This window comes from Nocardioides sp. NBC_00163, assembly GCF_045206295.1.
Lineage (GTDB): Bacteria > Actinomycetota > Actinomycetes > Propionibacteriales > Nocardioidaceae > Nocardioides.
In genome coordinates this window covers 1,734,725-1,754,182 of sequence record NZ_CP108155.1, presented here as the reverse complement: position 1 = coordinate 1,754,182, position 19,458 = coordinate 1,734,725, and the positions used below count along the sequence as shown (strand labels likewise).

18 protein-coding genes are annotated in these 19,458 nt (G+C 68.2%); 10 read left to right on the top strand and 8 right to left on the bottom strand.

Annotation, left to right across the window (positions count from 1 at the left end):
• Nucleotides 1-17 precede the first annotated feature (17 nt).
• Nucleotides 18-1,508, top strand: a complete 1,491-nt coding sequence (locus OG801_RS08400; RefSeq protein WP_355019183.1) for a histidine kinase N-terminal domain-containing protein — start codon at nt 18-20, stop codon at nt 1,506-1,508.
• A gap of 36 nt (nt 1,509-1,544) precedes the next feature.
• On the opposite strand, the gene OG801_RS08395 is transcribed toward OG801_RS08400, so the two are convergent.
• A complete protein-coding gene (locus OG801_RS08395; protein ID WP_008362075.1) occupies nt 1,545-1,799 on the bottom strand; it encodes a WhiB family transcriptional regulator in 255 nt (84 codons plus the stop codon).
• Nucleotides 1,800-2,092: 293 nt separating this feature from the next.
• On the opposite strand from OG801_RS08395, the gene OG801_RS08390 reads away from it, so the two are divergent.
• Entirely contained in the window at nt 2,093-2,491 is a 399-nt protein-coding gene (locus OG801_RS08390) for a hypothetical protein (protein ID WP_355019182.1), read from the top strand.
• On the opposite strand, the gene OG801_RS08385 is transcribed toward OG801_RS08390, so the two are convergent.
• From OG801_RS08385 to sodN, 3 genes are all read right to left on the bottom strand, one after another.
• A complete protein-coding gene (locus OG801_RS08385; protein WP_355019181.1) occupies nt 2,488-3,237 on the bottom strand; it encodes a SigB/SigF/SigG family RNA polymerase sigma factor in 750 nt (249 codons plus the stop codon). The two genes, OG801_RS08390 and OG801_RS08385, sit on opposite strands and share 4 nt — an antisense overlap.
• 49 nt (nt 3,238-3,286) lie before the next feature.
• A complete protein-coding gene (locus tag OG801_RS08380) occupies nt 3,287-3,667 on the bottom strand; it encodes an anti-sigma factor (protein ID WP_406035154.1) in 381 nt (126 codons plus the stop codon).
• A 131-nt stretch (nt 3,668-3,798) separates the two neighbouring features.
• Complete coding sequence (gene sodN / locus OG801_RS08375) at nt 3,799-4,200, bottom strand: superoxide dismutase, Ni (RefSeq protein WP_160027673.1); 402 nt, start codon at nt 4,198-4,200, stop codon at nt 3,799-3,801.
• Between the two features lie 54 nt (nt 4,201-4,254).
• Between sodN and OG801_RS08370 the strand changes: the two genes are divergently transcribed.
• The 4 genes from OG801_RS08370 to OG801_RS08355 all read left to right on the top strand — a co-directional run bounded on the left by OG801_RS08370 (nt 4,255) and on the right by OG801_RS08355 (nt 8,816).
• Nucleotides 4,255-4,605, top strand: coding sequence for a S24/S26 family peptidase (locus OG801_RS08370; protein WP_406035152.1), 351 nt, complete (start codon nt 4,255-4,257; stop codon nt 4,603-4,605).
• Between the two features lie 189 nt (nt 4,606-4,794).
• Nucleotides 4,795-5,988 (top strand): NADP-dependent malic enzyme, encoded by a 1,194-nt coding sequence (locus tag OG801_RS08365; RefSeq protein WP_355022061.1) that lies wholly within the window; start codon nt 4,795-4,797, stop codon nt 5,986-5,988.
• Nucleotides 5,989-6,109: 121 nt separating this feature from the next.
• The gene (locus OG801_RS08360; RefSeq protein ID WP_406035150.1) at nt 6,110-7,078 is read left to right on the top strand and encodes a zinc-binding dehydrogenase; all 969 of its coding nucleotides are present in this window, start codon (nt 6,110-6,112) and stop codon (nt 7,076-7,078) included.
• A gap of 184 nt (nt 7,079-7,262) precedes the next feature.
• The gene (locus tag OG801_RS08355; RefSeq protein WP_406035148.1) at nt 7,263-8,816 is read left to right on the top strand and encodes an MDR family MFS transporter; all 1,554 of its coding nucleotides are present in this window, start codon (nt 7,263-7,265) and stop codon (nt 8,814-8,816) included.
• Nucleotides 8,817-8,873: 57 nt separating this feature from the next.
• Here the strand turns inward: OG801_RS08355 and OG801_RS08350 are convergent, their stop codons facing one another.
• Nucleotides 8,874-9,509 (bottom strand): TetR family transcriptional regulator, encoded by a 636-nt coding sequence (locus tag OG801_RS08350; protein WP_406035146.1) that lies wholly within the window; start codon nt 9,507-9,509, stop codon nt 8,874-8,876.
• Between the two features lie 146 nt (nt 9,510-9,655).
• Between OG801_RS08350 and OG801_RS08345 the strand changes: the two genes are divergently transcribed.
• Genes OG801_RS08345 through OG801_RS08335 form a run of 3 tightly spaced genes read left to right on the top strand, consistent with a single transcriptional unit; the run spans nt 9,656 to nt 12,129 of the window.
• Nucleotides 9,656-10,750 carry a flavin reductase family protein gene (locus OG801_RS08345; RefSeq protein WP_406035144.1) on the top strand — a complete coding sequence of 365 codons (1,095 nt, stop codon included), beginning with the start codon at nt 9,656-9,658 and terminating at the stop codon, nt 10,748-10,750.
• A gap of 24 nt (nt 10,751-10,774) precedes the next feature.
• The gene (locus OG801_RS08340) at nt 10,775-11,899 is read left to right on the top strand and encodes a fatty acid desaturase family protein (RefSeq protein WP_406035142.1); all 1,125 of its coding nucleotides are present in this window, start codon (nt 10,775-10,777) and stop codon (nt 11,897-11,899) included.
• A gap of 26 nt (nt 11,900-11,925) precedes the next feature.
• Entirely contained in the window at nt 11,926-12,129 is a 204-nt protein-coding gene (locus OG801_RS08335) for a hypothetical protein (RefSeq protein ID WP_350659651.1), read from the top strand.
• Between the two features lie 100 nt (nt 12,130-12,229).
• On the opposite strand, the gene OG801_RS08330 is transcribed toward OG801_RS08335, so the two are convergent.
• Together OG801_RS08330 and OG801_RS08325 are read right to left on the bottom strand one after the other, a co-directional pair.
• Nucleotides 12,230-12,406, bottom strand: a complete 177-nt coding sequence (locus OG801_RS08330; protein WP_008362094.1) for a DUF6104 family protein — start codon at nt 12,404-12,406, stop codon at nt 12,230-12,232.
• 12 nt (nt 12,407-12,418) lie between these two features.
• Nucleotides 12,419-13,105, bottom strand: a complete 687-nt coding sequence (locus tag OG801_RS08325; protein WP_406035140.1) for a TetR/AcrR family transcriptional regulator — start codon at nt 13,103-13,105, stop codon at nt 12,419-12,421.
• Between the two features lie 86 nt (nt 13,106-13,191).
• On the opposite strand from OG801_RS08325, the gene OG801_RS08320 reads away from it, so the two are divergent.
• Entirely contained in the window at nt 13,192-15,363 is a 2,172-nt protein-coding gene (locus OG801_RS08320; protein WP_406035138.1) for an MMPL family transporter, read from the top strand.
• 141 nt (nt 15,364-15,504) lie between these two features.
• On the opposite strand, the gene OG801_RS08315 is transcribed toward OG801_RS08320, so the two are convergent.
• Nucleotides 15,505-19,251 (bottom strand): multifunctional oxoglutarate decarboxylase/oxoglutarate dehydrogenase thiamine pyrophosphate-binding subunit/dihydrolipoyllysine-residue succinyltransferase subunit, encoded by a 3,747-nt coding sequence (locus OG801_RS08315; RefSeq protein ID WP_355019029.1) that lies wholly within the window; start codon nt 19,249-19,251, stop codon nt 15,505-15,507.
• Nucleotides 19,252-19,458 lie beyond the last annotated feature (207 nt).

Genomic DNA, 19,458 nt, shown 5'->3' with positions numbered 1-19,458 from the left:
ACATCTACGCTGTCCGCGTGCCCACCCTGAGTGAGCTCGCCCAGAGCCACACCGAACTCGACAGCGATGATGTCGAGTGGCTTCAGTTGCTCATGGCCGACTGGCAGATCCTCGCCGACCTGTCCTTCGCGGACCTGGTGCTGTGGCTGCCGGACAAGTCCGGGAACGGCTTCTGGGCGGCCGGTCAGATGCGTCCCACGACCGGTCCCACGGCCTATGTGGACGACATCGTCGGCATGTTCGTGCCGAAGGGGCGCCACGCCACCCTCGACGACGCCGTCGACGCCGGCAGGCTCGTCCGCGAGGGTGACCCGGAGTGGCGCGACGACCTCCCGGTGCGGGTCGAGACCATTCCCGTACGCCGCGCCGGCCGCATCATCGCGGTGCTGAGCCGCAACACCAACCTGCTCGGCGTACGCACGCCCTCGAAGCTCGAGCTGTCCTACCTGCAGACCGCCGCCGACCTGACCCAGATGGTCGCCAACGGCTACTTCCCCGCGGTGGGCCAGCGCAGCGACCACACCGACACCCCTCGGGTCGGGGACGGGTTCGTGCGGGTGGATGCCGACGGCGTCGTCGACTACGCCAGCCCCAACGCGCTCTCCGTCTTCCGCCGGCTGGGGCTCTCCGGCGACCTCGCCGGCCAGTCCCTGGCCGGGATGACCCGCGCCCTGGTGCCGCCGCGCAAGCGCCCCGACGAGGAGACGCTGAGCGCTGTCCTCGGCGGTCGGGCGCACCGCGACACCGAGATCGACACCGGGGTGATGGCGATCATCATGCGTTCGATCCCGCTGCGGCCACGTGGTGAGGCGATCGGTGCGCTGGTGCTGCTGCGCGACGTCACCGACCTGCGTCGGCGTGATCGTGAGCTCGTCACCAAGGACGCGACGATCCGCGAGATCCACCATCGAGTGAAGAACAACCTACAAACCGTGGCCGCGCTGCTCCGGATGCAGTCGCGCCGGGTCGACTCCGGTGTCGCACAAGATGCGCTGAACGAGGCCGTACGGCGTGTCGGATCCATTGCACTGGTCCACGAGATCCTCTCGCAGCAGGCCGTCGAGGAGACCGTCGAGTTCGACGAGATCGCCGACCGGCTCGCCTCCATGGTCGGAGAGGTCAGCTCGGTCGGCGTCGCGGTGCGGGTGCGCCGGGAGGGCTCGTTCGGGTCGCTGCCCTCGGAGGTGGCCACGCCGATGGCGATGGTCGTCACCGAGCTGCTGCAGAACGCAGTCGAGCACGGCTACCGCGGCAACGGTCCGGGCGATCCCGAGACCGGCAAGATCGTGATGTCCGTACGACAGCAACCCGCCGGGCATCTCCAGGTGACCATCGAGGACGACGGTCATGGACTACCCGACGGGTTCAGTCTCGACACATCGACAAACTTGGGGTTGTCGATCGTGAAGACTCTCGTCGAAGGCGAGCTCGGGGGCCGACTCTCGTTGGGGCCCCGGCCTGATGGCCATGGGGCGAGAGCTGCGGTCGAGCTGCCGTTGGAGCTCTAGGTGAATCGCTAGGGGTTGATGGCCTCTAGGGCTTGGTCAGACGGCGGTGCGGACACGGGAGCGAGCGTTGCGGCGCTTCAGCGCACGACGCTCGTCCTCGCTCAGTCCACCCCACACGCCGTGGTCCTGACCGGCCTCAAGAGCCCACTGAAGACACTGCTCCCGGACGTCGCAACGCCGGCAGACCTGCTTGGCTTCCTCGATCTGGAGGATGGCCGGACCGGTGTTTCCGATGGGGAAGAACAGTTCCGGGTCTTCATCGAGACAAGCCGAACGGTGGCGCCAATCCATGGCTGGGTAGACCCTCTTTCTGACGTAGGATGGGCAAGGCCCTGATGGTTCGAGACCCTGCGAGTCGGCACGTGGCGGGGATGTGTGAATGTCTTCACGTGCGTGCTGGTCTCTAGAGTTCCAAGAAATGGACGCCGAAACAACCCCTAACCAGTGTCTGGTTCGTCACCGGACCGTAACACTCAGTCTTCCTGGGGCTAGACAATTCGGTAACGCGGTGAGTTACCCGCAAATCCCGTGGTGTATGCTACTGCGAATTTTCTGACGCTTGGCGATGGTTCTAGGCTGCTGAGGTGACCGCGCCGCATCGCCCCTGGACCCTCCTGCTGACCGTGATCGCCGCAGGCGTCGAGACCGCGGCGATGCTGGTGTGGGGAGCGCTTGAGTTCGTACGCATCCCCGACGCCGCCTCGCTCACGACCGCGATCGCAGGCGGCCTGTTCTTCCTGCTCTGCGCCGCCGGCATCGGCTGGTGCGCCGCCATGTTCTGGCGACTGGAGTCGTGGGCCCGCGCGCCGTTGGTGCTCGTCCAGCTGATCGTGCTCGGTCTGGCCTGGAACCTGCGTGATGACCTCGCGATCGCGGGTGGACTGGCCGTGGTCGCGGTCGTCGCCCTCGTCGGCATCTTCGCGCCCCCGAGCATCGCCGCGCTCGAGGAGCGCCCGGGCGTGTCGCCCGAAGACGCGCCCTAGTCCTCCTCCAGCGCCTTGCGGAGCTGGAGGAGCGAGCGGTTGAGCAGCCGGGAGACCTGCATCTGGGAGACCCCGAGCTCGGCGGCGATCTCGGTCTGGGTCTTGTTGCGGAAGAACTTCAGCATCAGCACCTGCTTCTCGTGGGCGGAGAGGCTGTCGAGCACGGGCTTGATCGACTCCCGCACCTCGACGTCGTCCAGGCGCAGGTCGTGGGCGGTCAGCGAGTCGAGCATCGGCGCGGTCTCGTCGCTCTCGGAGTCGAGGGACAGAGCTGCGTACGCATTGCTCGACTCCAGGCCCTCGACGACGGTCTCGAGGCTGACCCCGAGCCGGGTGGCGAGGTCGCGGGCCGTGGGGGAGCGGCCGAGCTCCTGGGAGAGCTCGGCGGTGGCGTCCCGGAGGTTCTGCTGCAGGTCGCGAAGGCGGCGCGGCACGCTGACGGCCCACCGGCTGTCGCGGAAGTAGCGCTTGATCTCGCCGAGGATCGTGGGCACGGCGTACGTCGAGAACTCCACGTCACGGGAGAGGTCGTAGCGGTCCACGGCGTTGAGGAGGCCGACGACGCCGACCTGGACGAGGTCCTCGTGCGGCTCGCCGCGGCCGTAGAACTGGGAGGCGCAGTATTCGACCAGCGCCATGTTGAGGTGGACCAGCTCGTCGCGAGCGGCGGTCCGTTCCGCGTCGGGCAGGTCCGGCCCGGCGAGGGCCCTGAAGAGCTCCCGGGAGCGTGCGCGGGCGTCATCCACCTCGCTGGCGCTCCTGGACCTCGACGACCGAATCGTCTCCTGCGCCATGTCAGCGCGCGGCTCCAAGCGGGGTCGCTCCCGCGACCAGGGAAATCCTGAGCTGATCACCGTCGGGGGTGGCGGTGACCTCCCTGGCCAGCGTGGTGAGCACCTGCCAGGCGAAGCTCTCCTCGTCGATCTCCGCCTCGGCGTCGCAGGTCGTGGTCACGGTGACTCCGATCGTGTCCTCGCCGAGGTCGAAGACGACGTCCAGGTCAGCGGCCTCCGCGGCGCACTCCAGGCAGATCGCCGCCGCCTCGCTGACCGCCATCCGCAGGTCCTCGATGTCCTCGAGCGTGAAGTCGAGGCGCGCGGCGAGCGCGGCGGTGGTCGTACGCAGCACGGAGACGTAAGCGCCTTCTGCGGGAAGGTGCAGCTCGACCTGGGGCATCTGGGTTTGTCAGTCCTTCTGTGGGAGTCCCGACGATTATGCAACGAGACCGGCCTCGCCGTGCCGTTAACGCACCACAGCCGCTCCGGTCCGGAGCGGCTGTGGCGTACGTGCTGGATCTCGAAAGCGGCTCAGGCCTTCTTGGTCGCCCAGAAGATCTCGGCGATCTCGTCGATCTTGGCGAGGAGCTTGTCGGCGACCTCGAGGTCGAGGGTGCCCTTGGTGCCGGAGGCGCCGGCGAGCTTGGTGGCCTCGTTGACGAGGGTGTGGAGCTGGGGGTAGGCCTCGAAGTGCGGGGGCTTGAAGTAGTCGGTCCACAGCACCCAGAGGTGGTGCTTGACCAGTTCGGAGCGCTGCTCCTTGATGATCACCGCGCGGGTGCGGAAGTCGGGGTCGTCGCTGTCCAGGGCCTTGGCGATGACGGCCTTGACGGACTCGGCCTCGATGCGGGCCTGGGCGGGGTCGTAGACGCCGCAGGGCAGGTCGCAGTGGGCCGAGACCTCGATGGTGGGAGCGAAAAGTCGCGCGAACATGCGGGTCCTCTCAAAGAGTGTTCATGTGTCCTACGGATTGCGACACTACTCCGCATGGAAGACATCGCGGCCAGGGCACCCCGACACAGCTGGGGGATGGCGAAGGTCGTAGGGGTCTCGATGGAGCCGACGCTGCGGGCGGGGGACCGGTTGTGGGTCTCCTACGGACGTACGCCGGTGCCCGGGTGCGTGGTCGTCGCCCGGCTCGCCGACGGCGCGGTCGTGGTGAAGCGGGCGGTGGAGCGGCGTACGACCGTCTCCGGGCGCCCCGGGTGGTGGTTGCTCTCGGACAACCCGGCTGCTCCGGGGGTGATCGACTCCCGTCACCGGGGGCCTGTCGCGGACGCCGACGTGATCGGCGTCGTCGTGGCCCGACTCTGGCCACGCCCACGCATCCTGGGGTGAATCTCTGGGCGAGGGCTTCAGATGAGGGCTTCGTCACCTTGTAGGAAACATCAACGGCTTCCTCCGGTAGCCTGTGGGAAACTGCCATCCGGGCATCACATCCCTGTAGATGGCGCCTTGCGCGGCTCCACCCCTCGGCTCGCGTTCGACCGCCCGACGTCCGAGTCCGTAGTTTTCTGGAGGCCCCCAATGACCGAGTCCACCCTGTCCACCGAGACCACCGCCTATGACGGCGACCCGGTGTTCGAGCTTCACCGCGGCGGCAAGATGGCGATCTCGGCGACCGCATCGGTCTCCGACAAGGCATCGCTGTCGATGGCCTACACCCCTGGTGTCGCCCGGGTCTGCACCGCGATCGCCGAGAACCCGGAGCTGGCCCACACCTACACCTGGGTGCCCAACACCGTCGCGGTCGTGACCGACGGCACCGCGGTGCTCGGTCTCGGTGACATCGGCCCGGCCGCCGCGATGCCGGTCATGGAGGGCAAGGCGGTCCTGTTCAAGGAGTTCGGCGGCGTCGACTCGATCCCGATCTGTCTGGACACCACCGACGTGGACGAGATCGTCGAGACCGTCATCCGGATGGCGCCGAGCTTCGGCGGGATCAACCTCGAGGACATCTCCGCGCCGCGTTGCTTCGAGATCGAGGACCGCCTCAAGGAGGCGCTCGACATCCCGGTCTTCCACGACGACCAGCACGGCACTGCCGTGGTCACTCTGGCCGCGCTGATGAACGCGCTGAAGCTGACCGGCCGCAACCCGGAGTCGACCCGCGTGGTCATCTCGGGTGCCGGTGCCGCGGGCGTCGCGGTCGCCAAGATCCTGCTCGAGTTCGGGATCAAGGACCTCGCCCTGCTCGACCGCAAGGGCGTCATCTCCTCCACCCGCTCGGACCTGACCGAGTCGAAGAAGGCGATCGCCGAGGTGACCGCGGACGTCACCGGCCGCTCGGGCTCGCTGGCCGACGCGCTGGCCGGCGCCGACGTCTACGTCGGCGTCTCGGGCGGCACCGTCCCCGAGGAGCTCGTCGCGACCATGGCCCCGCAGGCCATCGTCTTCGCGATGGCCAACCCGAACCCCGAGATCCACCCCGACGTGGCGCACAAGTACGCCAGCATCGTCGCCACCGGGCGCTCGGACTTCCCCAACCAGATCAACAACGTCCTCGCCTTCCCCGGCATCTTCCGGGGTGCGATCGACGTGCACGCCTCCTCGATCACCGAGGGAATGAAGCTCGCCGCCGCGCAGGCGCTGGCCGCCCTGGTCACTGACGAGCTGTCCGCGGACAAGATCATCCCCGAGCCGTTCGACCCCCGCGTCGGCCCCGCCGTCTCCGCTGCGGTCGCCGAGGCCGCTCGGATCGACGGCGTCGCTCGCGCCTGAGCGTTCCTTCAGGAAGGGATGCAGGCGAAGTCACACATCCCTGGCGGAGCTCCGCCAGGGATGTGTCCCGCGATCTGCACACCTTGATCGAGGAACCGCCCAGGTCGGTAGGGTCGGGCGCATGTTCGCTGCGTACGCCGAGAAGTTCTCATCCGACGATCCGATCTCCGGCCTCGTGCTGGGGGAGCGGCCCGACCCTGTCGCTCCGGACGGGTGGACGACCGTCACCGTCAAGGCGGCCTCGCTCAACCACCACGACCTGTGGTCGCTGCAGGGGGTCGGGCTGAAGGCCGAGGCGCTGCCGATGATCCTGGGCTGCGACGCGGCCGGCCTCGACGAGGACGGCAACGAGGTCGTGGTGCACTCGGTGATCTCCTCGCCCGACTGGACCGGCGACGAGACCCTCGACCCGAAGCGGTCGCTGCTCTCCGAGCGTCACCAGGGCACCTTCGCCGAGAAGGTGATCGTGCCGCGGCGCAACGTCGTGCCGAAGCCCGCAGGGATGTCGTTCGAGGAGGCCGCCTGCCTGCCCACGGCATGGCTGACGGCCTACCGGATGCTGTTCACGCAGGGCGGGCTCAAGGCCGGCGACTCGGTGCTGGTGCAGGGCGCCGGCGGGGGAGTGGCGACCGCGGCGATCACGCTCGCGCGGGCGGCCGGTCTGAAGGTCTACGCGACCTCGCGTGACGAGGCGAAGCAGAAGCGTGCCCTCGAGCTCGGTGCCCACGTGGCCCTGCCGTCGGGCGAGAGGCTGCCGGTCAAGGTCGACGCGGTGATCGAGACCGTCGGACGCGCGACCTGGAAGCACTCGGTGCGCTCGCTGCGTCCGGGCGGGACGATCATCATCAGCGGCACCACGTCGGGGGCGAACCTCGACGATGCGATGCTGACCAACATCTTCTTCCTGCAGCTGAAGGTGATCGGCTCGACGATGGGCACCCGCAACGAGCTGGCCAGCCTGGTCTCGCTGCTCGAGGCCACCGGCACCCGCCCGCTGATCGACCGCACCATGCCGCTGACCGAGGCCAAGGCCGGCTTCGAGGCGATGCACGCCGGTGATCTCTTCGGGAAGGTCGTCTTCACCTTGTGAGGCCGGCTGTGTGACGTACGGAATATCGTTCGACTCTCCCCGGTTCAACAAGGGACCATTGAGTGTCACTGCCGGGGGGCTCGAAAAGTTTCTCGTGGCGTGATGTCGAAATCGGCCCCGCCCGTTCGATCTATGTATAGAGCGGGCGGCAACGGGCCCCTGCGTACGACCCGAGGAACTCGTCATGACTGCTGCCGTCACAACATCGCACCGTCCCGTGGACGGTGAGAAGCGGCGTACGCCTGCCGTCATCACTCTGCTCGTGCTGGCCACCTTCGTGGTGATCCTCAACGAGACGATCATGCTCAACGCGATCCCGAACCTGATGAACAGCTTCGGGGTCACCGAGCATGCCGCTCAGTGGGTCTCGACCGCGTTCATGCTGACCATGGCGTCGGTGATCCCGGTGACCGGCTGGTTCCTGCAGCGGGTGACGACCAGGACCGCGTACGCCACGGCGATGGGTGTCTTCATCGCCGGCACCCTGATCTCGGCGATCGCACCGGTCTTCGGGATCCTGCTCGCCGGCCGGGTCATCCAGGCGGCCGGCACCGCGGTGATGATGCCGCTGCTGATGACCACGCTGATGACGGTGGTCGACGAGCACGACCGGGGCCGGGTGATGGGCAACGTCACCATGGCGATCTCGGTCGCTCCGGCGCTCGGGCCGACCGTGTCCGGGCTGATCCTGGGCTTCGGTTCGTGGCGACTGCTCTTCCTGCTGGTCCTGCCGATCGCCATCGGGGTCGCCTGGTCCGGTCTGCGCCGGCTGGAGAATGTGGGTGAGACCTCCGAGTCGACCGTTGACTGGGCGTCCGTGGTGATCGCCGCACTCGGGTTCGGATCTCTGGTCTACGGGCTGAGCCGCTTCGCCGAGGGTGAGGTCGGGCGTCCGGTGGTGATCGCCGCCTTCGGTGCGGTGCTGATCGTCGGGTTCGTGTTCCGTCAGCTCCACCTGCAGCGGGTCGGCACGCCGTTGCTGGACCTGCGCGCGTTCCTGCACTCCACTTTCACCAAGGCGCTGGTGCTGATGGCGATCGCGTTCCTGGCGATGATGGGCTCGATGATCCTGCTGCCGCTCTACCTGCAGACCGTGCGCGGCCTGTCCCCGCTGATGACCGGTCTGCTGGTCATGCCCGGTGGCTTGGCCATGGGTCTGCTCGGGCCGACCGTGGGGCGGATCTTCGACACCTACGGTGGCCGGGTGCTCGTCATCCCGGGCTCCGTCGGCATCGTGGTCGCTCTCGCCGGGCTCTCGCAGATCTCGCTGACCACGCCCTACCTGCTCGTGCTGGTGCTCCACCTCGTCCTGATGGTCAGCCTGGCCGCTGCCTTCACCCCGGTCTTCACGCTGGGTCTCGGGTCGCTGCCGTCGCACCTCTACTCCCACGGCTCCTCGATCCTGGGCACGCTCCAGCAGGTCGCGGCCGCGTTCGGCACCGCCCTGGCGGTCACCGTGATGTCCGTACGCAGCGACCAGGTCATCGACGAGGTCGGTGCCGTCGCGGCCCAGGTGAGCGGCCTGCAGGCCGCGTTCATGGTCAGCGCCGCGCTGGCTCTGATCGTGGTCGTGATGGCCGTCCTGCTGCCGGCTCGGGCCGAGGGGTACGGCGAGTCCGACGAGGAGTCTGCTGAGGAGCCTGCTGAGGACTCTGCCGGGGAGCCGGGTGCCGATATCGATGCCGAGCTCGCCGAGCTGTGCGAGCACGGGCGCGAGCCTGCTGTGTGTGGCTGCTGAGTCGTCGTATGCCTCTGTAGGCCGAGAAGTTTGTAGGGCCCGGTTAACCGGGTATTCCTACGGCTCCGAGCGCCACTGATAGACGCCGATCAACAGCATCCTCAGCTGGGTGCGCACGGTGGCGACGATCTGCTCCTCCTGCTCGGGACGGGCGGTGGAGAGGATCTGCTCGGCGGTCGCGACCAGGACGGTCACGAACAGCGACGAGAGCACGTGCAGGTCCTTGGCGGTCCAGGTGTCGGTGCCGGTCATCAGTGCCAGGTCGGTGGCGAGCTCGCGCTCGCAGAGCTCGATCTCGCGCCGGATGGCCTCGCGTACCGAACGCGGCCCGGCGACACGCTCGCGGGCGATGAACCCGAAGTGGTCGCGGCGCCGGTGAACGTGGTCGACGAGGGCATCGATCGAGCCGTCGACGATATCTTGGTCGGCCCGGGCGTTGCGTCGTACGTCTCGGAAGAGGTCGCGCAGCGAGTCGAAGGACTCCTCGACCAGCGCCAGCCCGAGCGACTCGATGGAGTCGAAGTGGCGGTAGAACGCGGTCGGCACGATGCCGACCTGCTTGGCGACCTGGCGTAGCGAGAGAGCCGTCAGCGAACTGTCGGTGCACAGCTCCAGCGTCGCGTCCAGGATCGCTCGCCGGGTCCGGAGCTTGCGCTCCGCACGGCTCTCCGGCTCCGCACCCGTCTCGATCACCAGACCATCCTAGGGGCAGAGGTCTGTGGAGTGTCAGGTGCACACCTGTACACCGTGATCTGGACCACGCCCGCAGCGTCTTGACGCGTGCTGTGGTGACCCGCCATGGTTGTCGGTGTACAGATGTTCACTGAAAGGCGAAACACATGGCACTCGACCTCGGCGGCCGGATCCTCCGCTCCCGCACGGTTGCGGCGCTCGCCTCACCGCACGGCATCGACCGCTACCTGACCCAGATCAACCCGATGCTGGCCGCGCACGAGGTGCGCGCCCGCATCACCGACATCCACCCGGAGGTGAGCGCGCCTGGCGCGCCCCGGGTGGCGACCGTGACGCTCCAGCCCACCTCCACCTGGCGCGGCCACCGCGCCGGCCAGCACGTCAGTGTCGGCATCGACACTGGGGAGGGGCGGCGCACCACCCGCGTCTTCACCGTCTCCAACACCGAGGGGAAGCCGGGTGAGCCGCTCACCATCACCGTGCGTGCCCACGACGACGAGCACGCGACCCCCTACAGCATCTCCAAGTACCTGACCGAGCGGGCCACGGTCGGCACCCTGGTCCACCTGTCCCAGGCCGAGGGTGACTTCGTCCTCCCCGACCGTGTGCCCGAGCACATCCTGCTCATCTCCGGGGGCTCCGGCATCACCCCGGTGATGTCGATGCTGCGCTCCCTGCAGCGGCGTACGCACCGGGGCAAGGTCACCTTCCTGCACTGGGCGCCCAGCGCCGACCGCCAGATCTTCGCCGACGAGCTCGAGGAGATCCGCCACCAGGGCCATGGCGTCGACCTGCACATCCTCCACACCGACGACGGGGCGCCCTACCTCTCCCCGGCGCTGCTGGAGAAGCTCGTCCCGGGCTACCGCGAGGTGCCGGCCTGGGCCTGCGGGCCGGCGTCGCTGATCGAGGCGGCCCAGGGTGCGTACGAAGGGACCGATTCGCTCCGCGTGGAGTACTTCAAGGCGCCCAAGAACGCCGGCGTGGCCGGCGGCGAGATGGAGTTCGCGCGTACCGGCAAGACCGTCGCCAACGACGGCGCCACGATCCTCGACCAGGCCGAGGCCGCGGGGCTGACCCCCGAGTCCGGCTGCCGGATGGGGATCTGCTTCTCCTGCACGACCAACAAGAGCTCCGGACGGGTCCGCAACGTCCTGACCGGCGAGACCTCCGAGCTCCCCGACGAACAGATCCGGATCTGCGTGAGCACGCCCGAGGGCGACTGCTCCGTGGACCTCTGACGATTCCTTCAAGGAGACACCCCCATGACCACTGTTGAGAAGACCGGCAACCGCCGGCTGAGCCCCGCGGAGCTGGAGACGTTCGGCGCCGAGATGGAGGCCATCCGTCAGCGGATCGTCGCCGACCTGGGCGAGAAAGACTCGGCGTACATCTACGACATCGTCAAGAAGCAGCGCGCCTTCGAGCTCGCCGGCCGCGCGCTCTTCTACCTGCCCGTCATCGGCTGGGTCCCGGCCGTCGCCTGCCTGTCGATCTCCAAGATCCTCGACAACATGGAGATCGGGCACAACGTCATGCACGGCCAGTACGACTGGATGGGCGACCCCGACCTCAACTCGCGCATGTTCGACTGGGACACGATGGCGCCGGCCGACAACTGGAAGTACGGCCACAACTACATGCACCACACGTTCACGAACATCCTGGGCAAGGACCGTGACGTGGGCTACGGCATCCTCCGGATGGACGAGGACCAGAAGTGGCACCCGTACTATCTCGGCAACCCGCTCTACGCGTTCCTGCTGATGACGTTCTTCGAGTGGGGCGTGGCGATGCACGACCTCGAGGTCGACGAGATCGTCGCCAGTCGCCGGACCTGGGCCGAGAACAAGGAGATCGGCGCCCGGATCTGGCGCAAGGTGAAGAAGCAGACGCTGAAGGACTACGTCCTCTTCCCGCTGCTCACCGGTCCGCTCGCGCCGCTGACCTTCGCGGGAAACTTCACTGCCAACATCATCCGCAACGTGTGGACGTTCAACATCATCTTCTGCGGCCACTTCCCGGCCGGCGTCGCCTCCTTCTCGCAGGAGGAGTGCGAGGACGAGACGCAGGGTCACTGGTACTACCGCCAGCTGCTCGGCTCCGCCAACATCACCGGCAGTCGGACCTTCCACATCATGTCCGGCAACCTGTCCCACCAGATCGAGCACCACCTCTTCCCCGACCTCCCCGCCCGCCGCTACCCGGAGATCGCTGAGGAGGTCCGTGAGATCTGCGAGCGCTACGGCCTCGCCTACAACACCGGCCCGCTGCACCAGCAGCTGTGGGGCGTCTTCAAGAAGATCTGCAAGTACGCTCTCCCTGACCGCAAGAAGCCGGCTTCCGTCGGTGTCGAGAGCGTTCCCACCCTGGAGGGGGTCGCGGCATGACGCCTGACCAGCCACAATGGGTTGTCATGGAGCCCGAGCTGAGCAAGAACGAGATCCGCAAGGATGTCGCGCAGAGCGCCGTCGAGGTCACCGCGACCACCGTCGGCCAGGTCACCATGATCATCACCGGCGCCGTACGCGACGTGGCCGGTGCCATCGGTGGCCTCGCCACCGAGCTCTTCGAGCTCCGTGCCGCCGCCAAGCGTGCCGAGAAAGACCTCGCCGAATAGGTAGTTCTGCCGACCGAATCCGCAGTTGTGGGCGACGAAACCATCGTTTCGTCGCCCACAACTGATTTCTCGTCCGCCACAACTGCGGACTCGGCGGGGGTCAGTCCTCGGGGTCGTCGAGGCGGGCCAGCCAGGTGGCGAGGCGCTCGATGGCGGTCTCGTGCTCGGGGTGTACGTCGACGAAGGCCTGGAGTTGCTCGGCCAGCCAGGCGAGGGTGACCTCCTCGTCGCCCCGACGTGTGACGAGCTCCTCGATGCCGCGGTCGGTGAAGTACATGGCGTCAGTCTTTCATTCTGCGTTCAGTGGTGCGTCGGAGGCTGGGCCTCCGGAGAGGCCGCGTACGACCATGCCGAGGGTGGCGTTGATGAGCCGATCACGCTGGGAGTCGGGGCAGGTGCGGTAGGGCCCGTCGATGAGCAGGACCGCGAGGCCGTGGACGGCGGACCAGGCAGCCGTCTCGGCGTCGGGGCGGAGCTCCGGGGCCAGCCAGCCGGCCTCGACGAGGTCGTCGAGGGCTGTGGTGAGGAAGGCATAGGGCGGCGCTTCGGCCAGGATCGCGGACATCTCCCCAGGCGGGTGCGGGTCTCCGTCGTGGGGGCGGAGGAAGGCGGTGCGGAACAGGCCGGGCTGAGCGAGCGCGAAGCGGATGTAGCCGCGCCCGGCCGCCGCGAGGCGCTGCACCGCGGCCTCGGCAGGATGCGGAGCCGGCTTCTCGGCGGCCAGGAGGTCGAGGATCGTCGCGGCCAGCCGGTCCATCGCTTCGTGCTTGGCGGCGACGAGCAGGTCGGCCTGGTTGGCGAAGTGGCGGTAGGTCGCGGTCGGGGTCACGCCGACCGCGCGGGCCGCGGCCCGGATGGTCACCGCGTCCGGGCCACCTTCCTCGGCCAGCGTCGCGGCCGCATCGGCCAGCGCGTTCCGGAGGTCGCCGTGGTGGTAGGGCCGGGCGCCCTCGTCCGAGCTCTCTGAGGGTTTCACGGAATTCATGTTGACACCTGCCCACATCAAAGGGAAAGTTAACACCTACAAAGTTTACACCTGCCCACATTCATTCTGGAGGAATCGTGTTCCACCGACTCGGCACCCTCGTGGTGCGAAATCCGCGCCGGGTCATGGTGATCGGCCTGGTCGCCCTGCTCGGCGCGATCTATCTGGCCACCTCGGCCTTCGGCAAGCTCGACGACGCCGGCTTCGACGACCCCGCGTCGGAGAGCAGCCGCGCGGCCACCGCGCTGGAGGAGGGCTTCGGCAACGGGGCCGGCTTCCTCCTGACCGTCAGTGCCGCCGACGGCGCGGTGACCGAGGGCACCGCCGCGAAGGACGCTCAGGCACTCGTCGACCGCCTCCGAGCCGACGACGACCTGACCGACGTCGTCTCCTACCTCGACGCCCCCGGTCCCGGCATGATCTCCGATGACGGCACCCACGGCCTGATCTCCGTCGGCGCGAAGGACCCGGACACGGTCGATGCCGCCACGGTGATCGACCGCTACACCGACGAGACCGCAACCGACGGTGGCACGACGGTCCACGTCGGCGGCCAGCTCGCGACGTTCGAGGAGGTCGGCAGCCAGATCGGCGCAGACCTCGCCCTTGCCGAGGCGATCGCGATCCCGCTGATGATCGCGCTGCTTGTCCTCGCCTTCGGCAACGTCGTCGCCGCCCTCGTCACCATCGGAGTCGGCGGGTTCGCCATCGCCGGTACCTTCGCCGAGCTCTCGGTGCTCGGCAACTTCACCGACGTCTCCATCTACGCCCTCAACCTGACGACCGGCCTCGGGCTCGGCCTCGCCGTGGACTACGGCCTTCTGATGGTGGCGAGGGTCCGCGAGGAACGAGCCGCTGGAGTAGAGCACGCCGATGCCGTCGTGCGCGCCGTGGAGACCGCCGGCCGGACGATCGTCTTCAGCGCCACCACCGTCGCGGTCTCACTGGCCTCGCTGCTCGTCTTCCCGCTCTACTTCCTGCGCTCCTCGGCGTACGCCGGCATCGGGGTCATGGTGATCACCGCGGTGGTCGCGGTGGTGCTGCTCCCTGCCACGATCACCCTGCTGGGCGACCGGATCGACGCCCTCCGCGTCCCGGGCGTCCGCGGTCTCCGCGGTGGCGCCGCCCCGTTCTGGACCCGACTGGCCGGCTTCGTCACCAGCCGGCCGTGGGTCGCGCTCCCCGTCGTTGCCGTCCTGCTCGCGATGGCTGCGCCGCTGGCCGCCATCGAGTTCGGCACCCCAGACGACCGCGTCCTCCCGGCATCGGCGGGGAGCCGCCAGGCCGGCGACCTGCTGCGCGACGAGTTCGACGGCGACGGCACCAGCCCCATCCGCGTCGTGACCACCTCGACCGTCGATGACGAGGGTCTGGCGACGTACGCCGCCGACCTCTCCCGGGTCGACGACGTCGATCGTGTCGACACCCGCGTCGGGACGTACGTCGACGGCAGCCTCGCCTCGGAGACACCGGCCCTCCCGCCCGGTGACGGCGCGGACGAGCTCGCCGTCGTCAACCAGCTCGACCGCCAGTCCGAGGAGGCGCGTGACCTGGTCCGCGACGTACGCGCCGTCCCGTCACCAGCCGGGATCGACGCACTCGTCGGTGGCGGCGCCGCGGAGCTGCTGGACTCGCTCGACGCGATCGGCGCCAAGCTCCCGTACGCCGCCGGCGGGCTCGCGATCGCGATGGTGGTGATCCTGTTCCTGTTCACCGGCAGCCTGGTGCAGCCGCTCCGGGCGCTGGTGCTCAACGTCATCGGTCTCGGCGCGACGGTCGGGACCACCGTGTTGATCTTCCAGGAGGGATTCGGTGCCGATCTGCTCGGCTTCACCGCGATGCCGCTGAACGTCTCGATGGTCGTCCTGCTGCTGGTGATCGCGTTCGGGCTGTCGATGGACTACGAGGTCTTCGTGCTCGGCCGGATCACCGAGATGCGCCGACGCGGTCTCGGCAACGTCGAGGCGGTCGTGCAGGGGCTGGCCCACACCGGCCGGATCGTCACCACGGCCGCCGCCCTGATCGCGACCAGCTTCTTCGCGTTCATGGTCAGCGACATCAGCTTCATGAAGTTCTTCGGCCTCGGGGTCGGGCTGGCGATCCTCATCGACGCCGTCCTGATCCGCGGCATCCTGCTCCCGGCAGCCATGCGAGTGCTCGGCGAGGCGGCCTGGTGGGCGCCGCGGCCGCTGCGGCGCCTGCACCGCAAGGTCGGGCTGAGCGAGGAGCCGGTCCCGGTCCCCGTCTGAGACGACCGGAGCGAGGTCGAGCGGCGAGCTTGCTCGTCCGCGCGCACCGAGCGAGGGAGTTACCGCGCGAAGCGCGGACCAAAACCACGCCGAGTCGGCGCGTTAGAACGCGCCGACTCGGCATTGGGTTCGATCCGGGGATCAGGAGAAGGCGCGGTCGATGAGCTCCTTCTGCTCGACCGTGTGCCGCTTGATGGTGCCGACGGCGGTGGTCGAGGAGGCGGTGCGGGTGATCGGCTCGACCTCGCGGCCCAGCTCGGGGACCACGTTGAGGTAGTAGCTCGGCCACGGGCCCTGGTTGAAGGGCTCGTCCTGGACCCACTTGACCTTCGCGTTGGGGTACTTCGCGAGCTCGGTGGCGAGCTCGTCGGTCGGCCACGGGTAGAGCTGCTCGACGCGGACGATCGCGACGTCGTCGCGGTCCCGCTTCTTACGCTCGACCGTGAGGTCCCAGGTGAGGCGGCCGGAGACCAGCAGGACGGTGCTGACCTTCGCGGCGTCCGCCTCGGTGTCGGGGATGACCGGCTGGAACGAACCCGAGGTGAAGTCGGCCGGCTGGGAGGCGGCCTCCTTGCGGCGCAGCATCGACTTCGGGGTGAAGACGATCAGCGGCCGGTGCTCGGCGCCGAGGGTGTGCGTACGAAGCAGGTGGAAGTACGACGCCGGCGAGGACGGCTGCGCCACGACCATGGCCTCGTCGGCGCACAGCGTGAGGAACCGCTCGATGCGCGCCGAGGAGTGGTCGGCACCCTGGCCCTCGTAGCCGTGCGGCAGCAGCAGCACGACACCGGAGTCCTGGCCCCACTTGGTCTTGCCCGCCGAGATGTACTCGTCGATCACCGACTGGGCGCCGTTGACGAAGTCACCGAACTGCGCCTCCCACAGGACCAGCGAGTCCGGCCGCGCGACCGAGTAGCCGTACTCGAAGCCGAGCGCGGCGTACTCCGAGAGGAGCGAGTCGTAGACGTAGAACTTCGCCTGGTCCTCGGTGAGGTTGTTGAGCGGCGTCCACTCGTCGGCGTTCTTGCGGTCGATCATGGTGGCGAAGCGCTGCACGAAGGTGCCGCGACGCGAGTCCTGACCGGCCAGACGCACCGGGCGCCCGTCCATCAGGAGCGACCCGAACGCCAGCGTCTCGCCCGTGCCCCAGTCGATGCCGCCGTCGGTGATCTGGGTCGCGCGACGCTGCAGCTGCGGCATCACCTTCGGGTGGACGGTGAAGCCCTCCGGCGGGGTGACGTACGAATCCGCGATCCGCTTCAGCACATCGTTGGTGATCGCGGTGACGGTCTCGCCTGCAGGCTTCTCGGGGTAGTCCGGGACGGTCTCCCAGGCCTGCGGCATCTTGTCGGCCTCGCGCACCTCGGTGAAGACCTGCTCCAGGCGAGCCTGGTAGGCGGCCAGCACCTGCTCCGCCTCCTCGATCGTGATGTCACCACGACCGATCAGCGACTCGGTGTAGAGCTTGCGGACCGAGCGCTTCTGCTCGATCAGGTCGTACATCATCGGCTGGGTGAACGACGGGTCGTCGCCCTCGTTGTGCCCGCGGCGGCGGTAGCAGATGAGGTCGATGACGACGTCCTTGTTGAACGCCTGACGGTACTCGAAGGCGAGCCGCGCGACGCGCACGCAGGCCTCCGGGTCGTCGCCGTTCACGTGGAAGATCGGCGCCTGCACCATCCGTGCGACGTCGGTGGCGTAGAGCGAGGAGCGGGAGGAGCCCGGCGAGGTGGTGAACCCGACCTGGTTGTTGATGACCAGGTGGACGGTGCCACCGGTGCGGTAGCCACGCAGCTGGGACAGGTTGAGCGTCTCCGCGACCACACCCTGGCCGGCGAAGGCGGCGTCACCGTGGACCAGCAGCGGCAGGACCGGGAAGACCGCGCCCTGGTCGAGCACGTCCTGCTTGGCGCGGGCGATGCCCTCCAGGACCGGGTCGACGGTCTCGAGGTGGGACGGGTTGGCGGCGACGGAGACCTTGATCGTGTCGCCCAGGTCGGAGAGGAACTCGCCCTCGGCACCGAGGTGGTACTTCACGTCGCCGGAGCCCTGGACCGTGCGCGGGTCGATGTTGCCCTCGAACTCGCGGAAGATCTGGTTGTAGGACTTGCCGACGATGTTGGCGAGCACGTTGAGGCGGCCGCGGTGGGCCATGCCGATCGTGACCTCGTCCAGACCGGCCTCGGCGGCGGCCTCGCAGACCTCGTCGATGACCGGGATCGCGGTCTCGCCACCCTCGAGGGAGAACCGCTTCTGGCCGACGAACTTCGTCTGCAGGAAGGTCTCGAAGGCCTCGGCCTCGTTGAGCTTCGACAGGATCCGGAGCTGCTCCTGGCGCGGGGTCTTGTCGTAGGGCCGCTCGACGCGGTCCTGGATCCACCGGCGCTGCTCGGGGTCCTGGATATGCATGTACTCGATGCCGGTGGTGCGGACGTAGGAGTCACGCAGGACACCGAGGATCTCGCGCAGCTTCATGAACGGCTTGCGGCCGCCGGCGAAGGAGCCGACCGGGAACTCACGGTCGAGGTCCCACAGGGTCAGCCCGTGCGACTCGATCTGCAGGTCGGGGTGCGAACGCTGCTTGTACTCCAGCGGGTCGGTGTCGGCCATCATGTGACCACGCACGCGGTGGGCGTGGATGATCTCGCCGACCTTGACCTGCTTGGAGATCTGGTCGTCGTGGGTGGTGTCGATGTCCTGGTTCCAGCGGATCGGCTCGTAGGGGATCCGCAGCGACGCGAAGATCTCGTCGTAGAAGTCGTTCTCACCGAGCAGGAGCCGGTGGACGGTGGCCAGGAACTCGCCGGACTGGGCGCCCTGGATGACCCGGTGGTCGTACGTCGAGGTCATCGTCATGATCCGCGAGACCGCGTTCTGGGCGAGCTTCGAGGGGGAGGCGCCCTGGAACTCGGGCGGGTAGTCCATCGAGCCGACACCGATGATCGCGGCCTGGCCCTGCATCAGCCGCGGCACCGAGTTGTTGGTGCCGATGCCGCCGACGTTGGTCAGGCTGACCGTGGTGCCGGAGTAGTCGGCCATGGACAGCTTGTTGTCCTTGGCCTTGCGGACGATGTCCTCGTACGCGGTCCAGAAGCCGGCGAAGTCCATCAGCTCGCAGCCCTTGATGGAGGGTGCGACCAGCTGGCGGGTGCCGTCCTTCTTCTGCTGGTCGATGGCCAGACCGAGGTTGATGTGCGGCGGGGTCACCTGGGTCGGCTTGCCGTCGACCTCGGCGTAGGTGTTGTTCATCGCCGGCATCGCCTTGATCGCCTTGATGATGGCGTAGCCGATGAGGTGGGTGAAGGAGACCTTGCCACCGCGAGCGCGCTTGAGGTGGTTGTTGATGACCGTGCGGTTGTCCCACAGCAGCTTGACCGGCATGTTGCGCACGGAGGTCGCGGTCGGCACCGCGAGCGACACGTCCATGTTCTTGGCCGTGGCGGCGGGGATGCCGCGAAGGGTGGTGTAGGTCGGCTCGTCGGTGACGGCGACTGCGGTCGGCTTCGGGGCGTCCTTGGGAGTGGGCGTCGCGGTGCCCTTGGCCGGCTCGGCGGCCTGCGCGGCGGGGCGCGGCTTCGCCTTGGGGGCCGGAGCCGCCTTGGCGGCCGGCGCCTCAGCGGAGGCGGGGGTGGTCGGCGCGGGCGCGGTGGCCGGCGCGGGGGAGACCGGAGCCTTGGCTGCGGGCGCGGCGGCGGGCGTCGCCGGGGCGGCGGTGCCGTTCGGCGACGCGCCAGGCTGTCCGTTGGTCTCGAAGAACTTCACCCACACGGGGTCAACACTGCTGGGATCCTTCGTGTACTGGTCGTACATCTCCTCGACCAGCCACTCGTTGGCGCCGAATTCCGCTGGGATGTCGGCAGTGTTGGGGGACGGGGTGCCTGAGGACACGGCTTGATTCGCCTCTTCCGAATTTTCGCACTGTAAGAAATGGGTTGCCCACGGGCAAGGCTATCCCCCCGAACACGCAAATGCCCGATGCAGGTTCTCCCTGTGGACAGGATGTAATCCGTCCCACATCTTGCGTTACCGACCGGGTGTACGCGCAACCCGGGTCGGTGTGCGTACAGTGGCCCGGTCCCGGAGCAGGTCTATGAG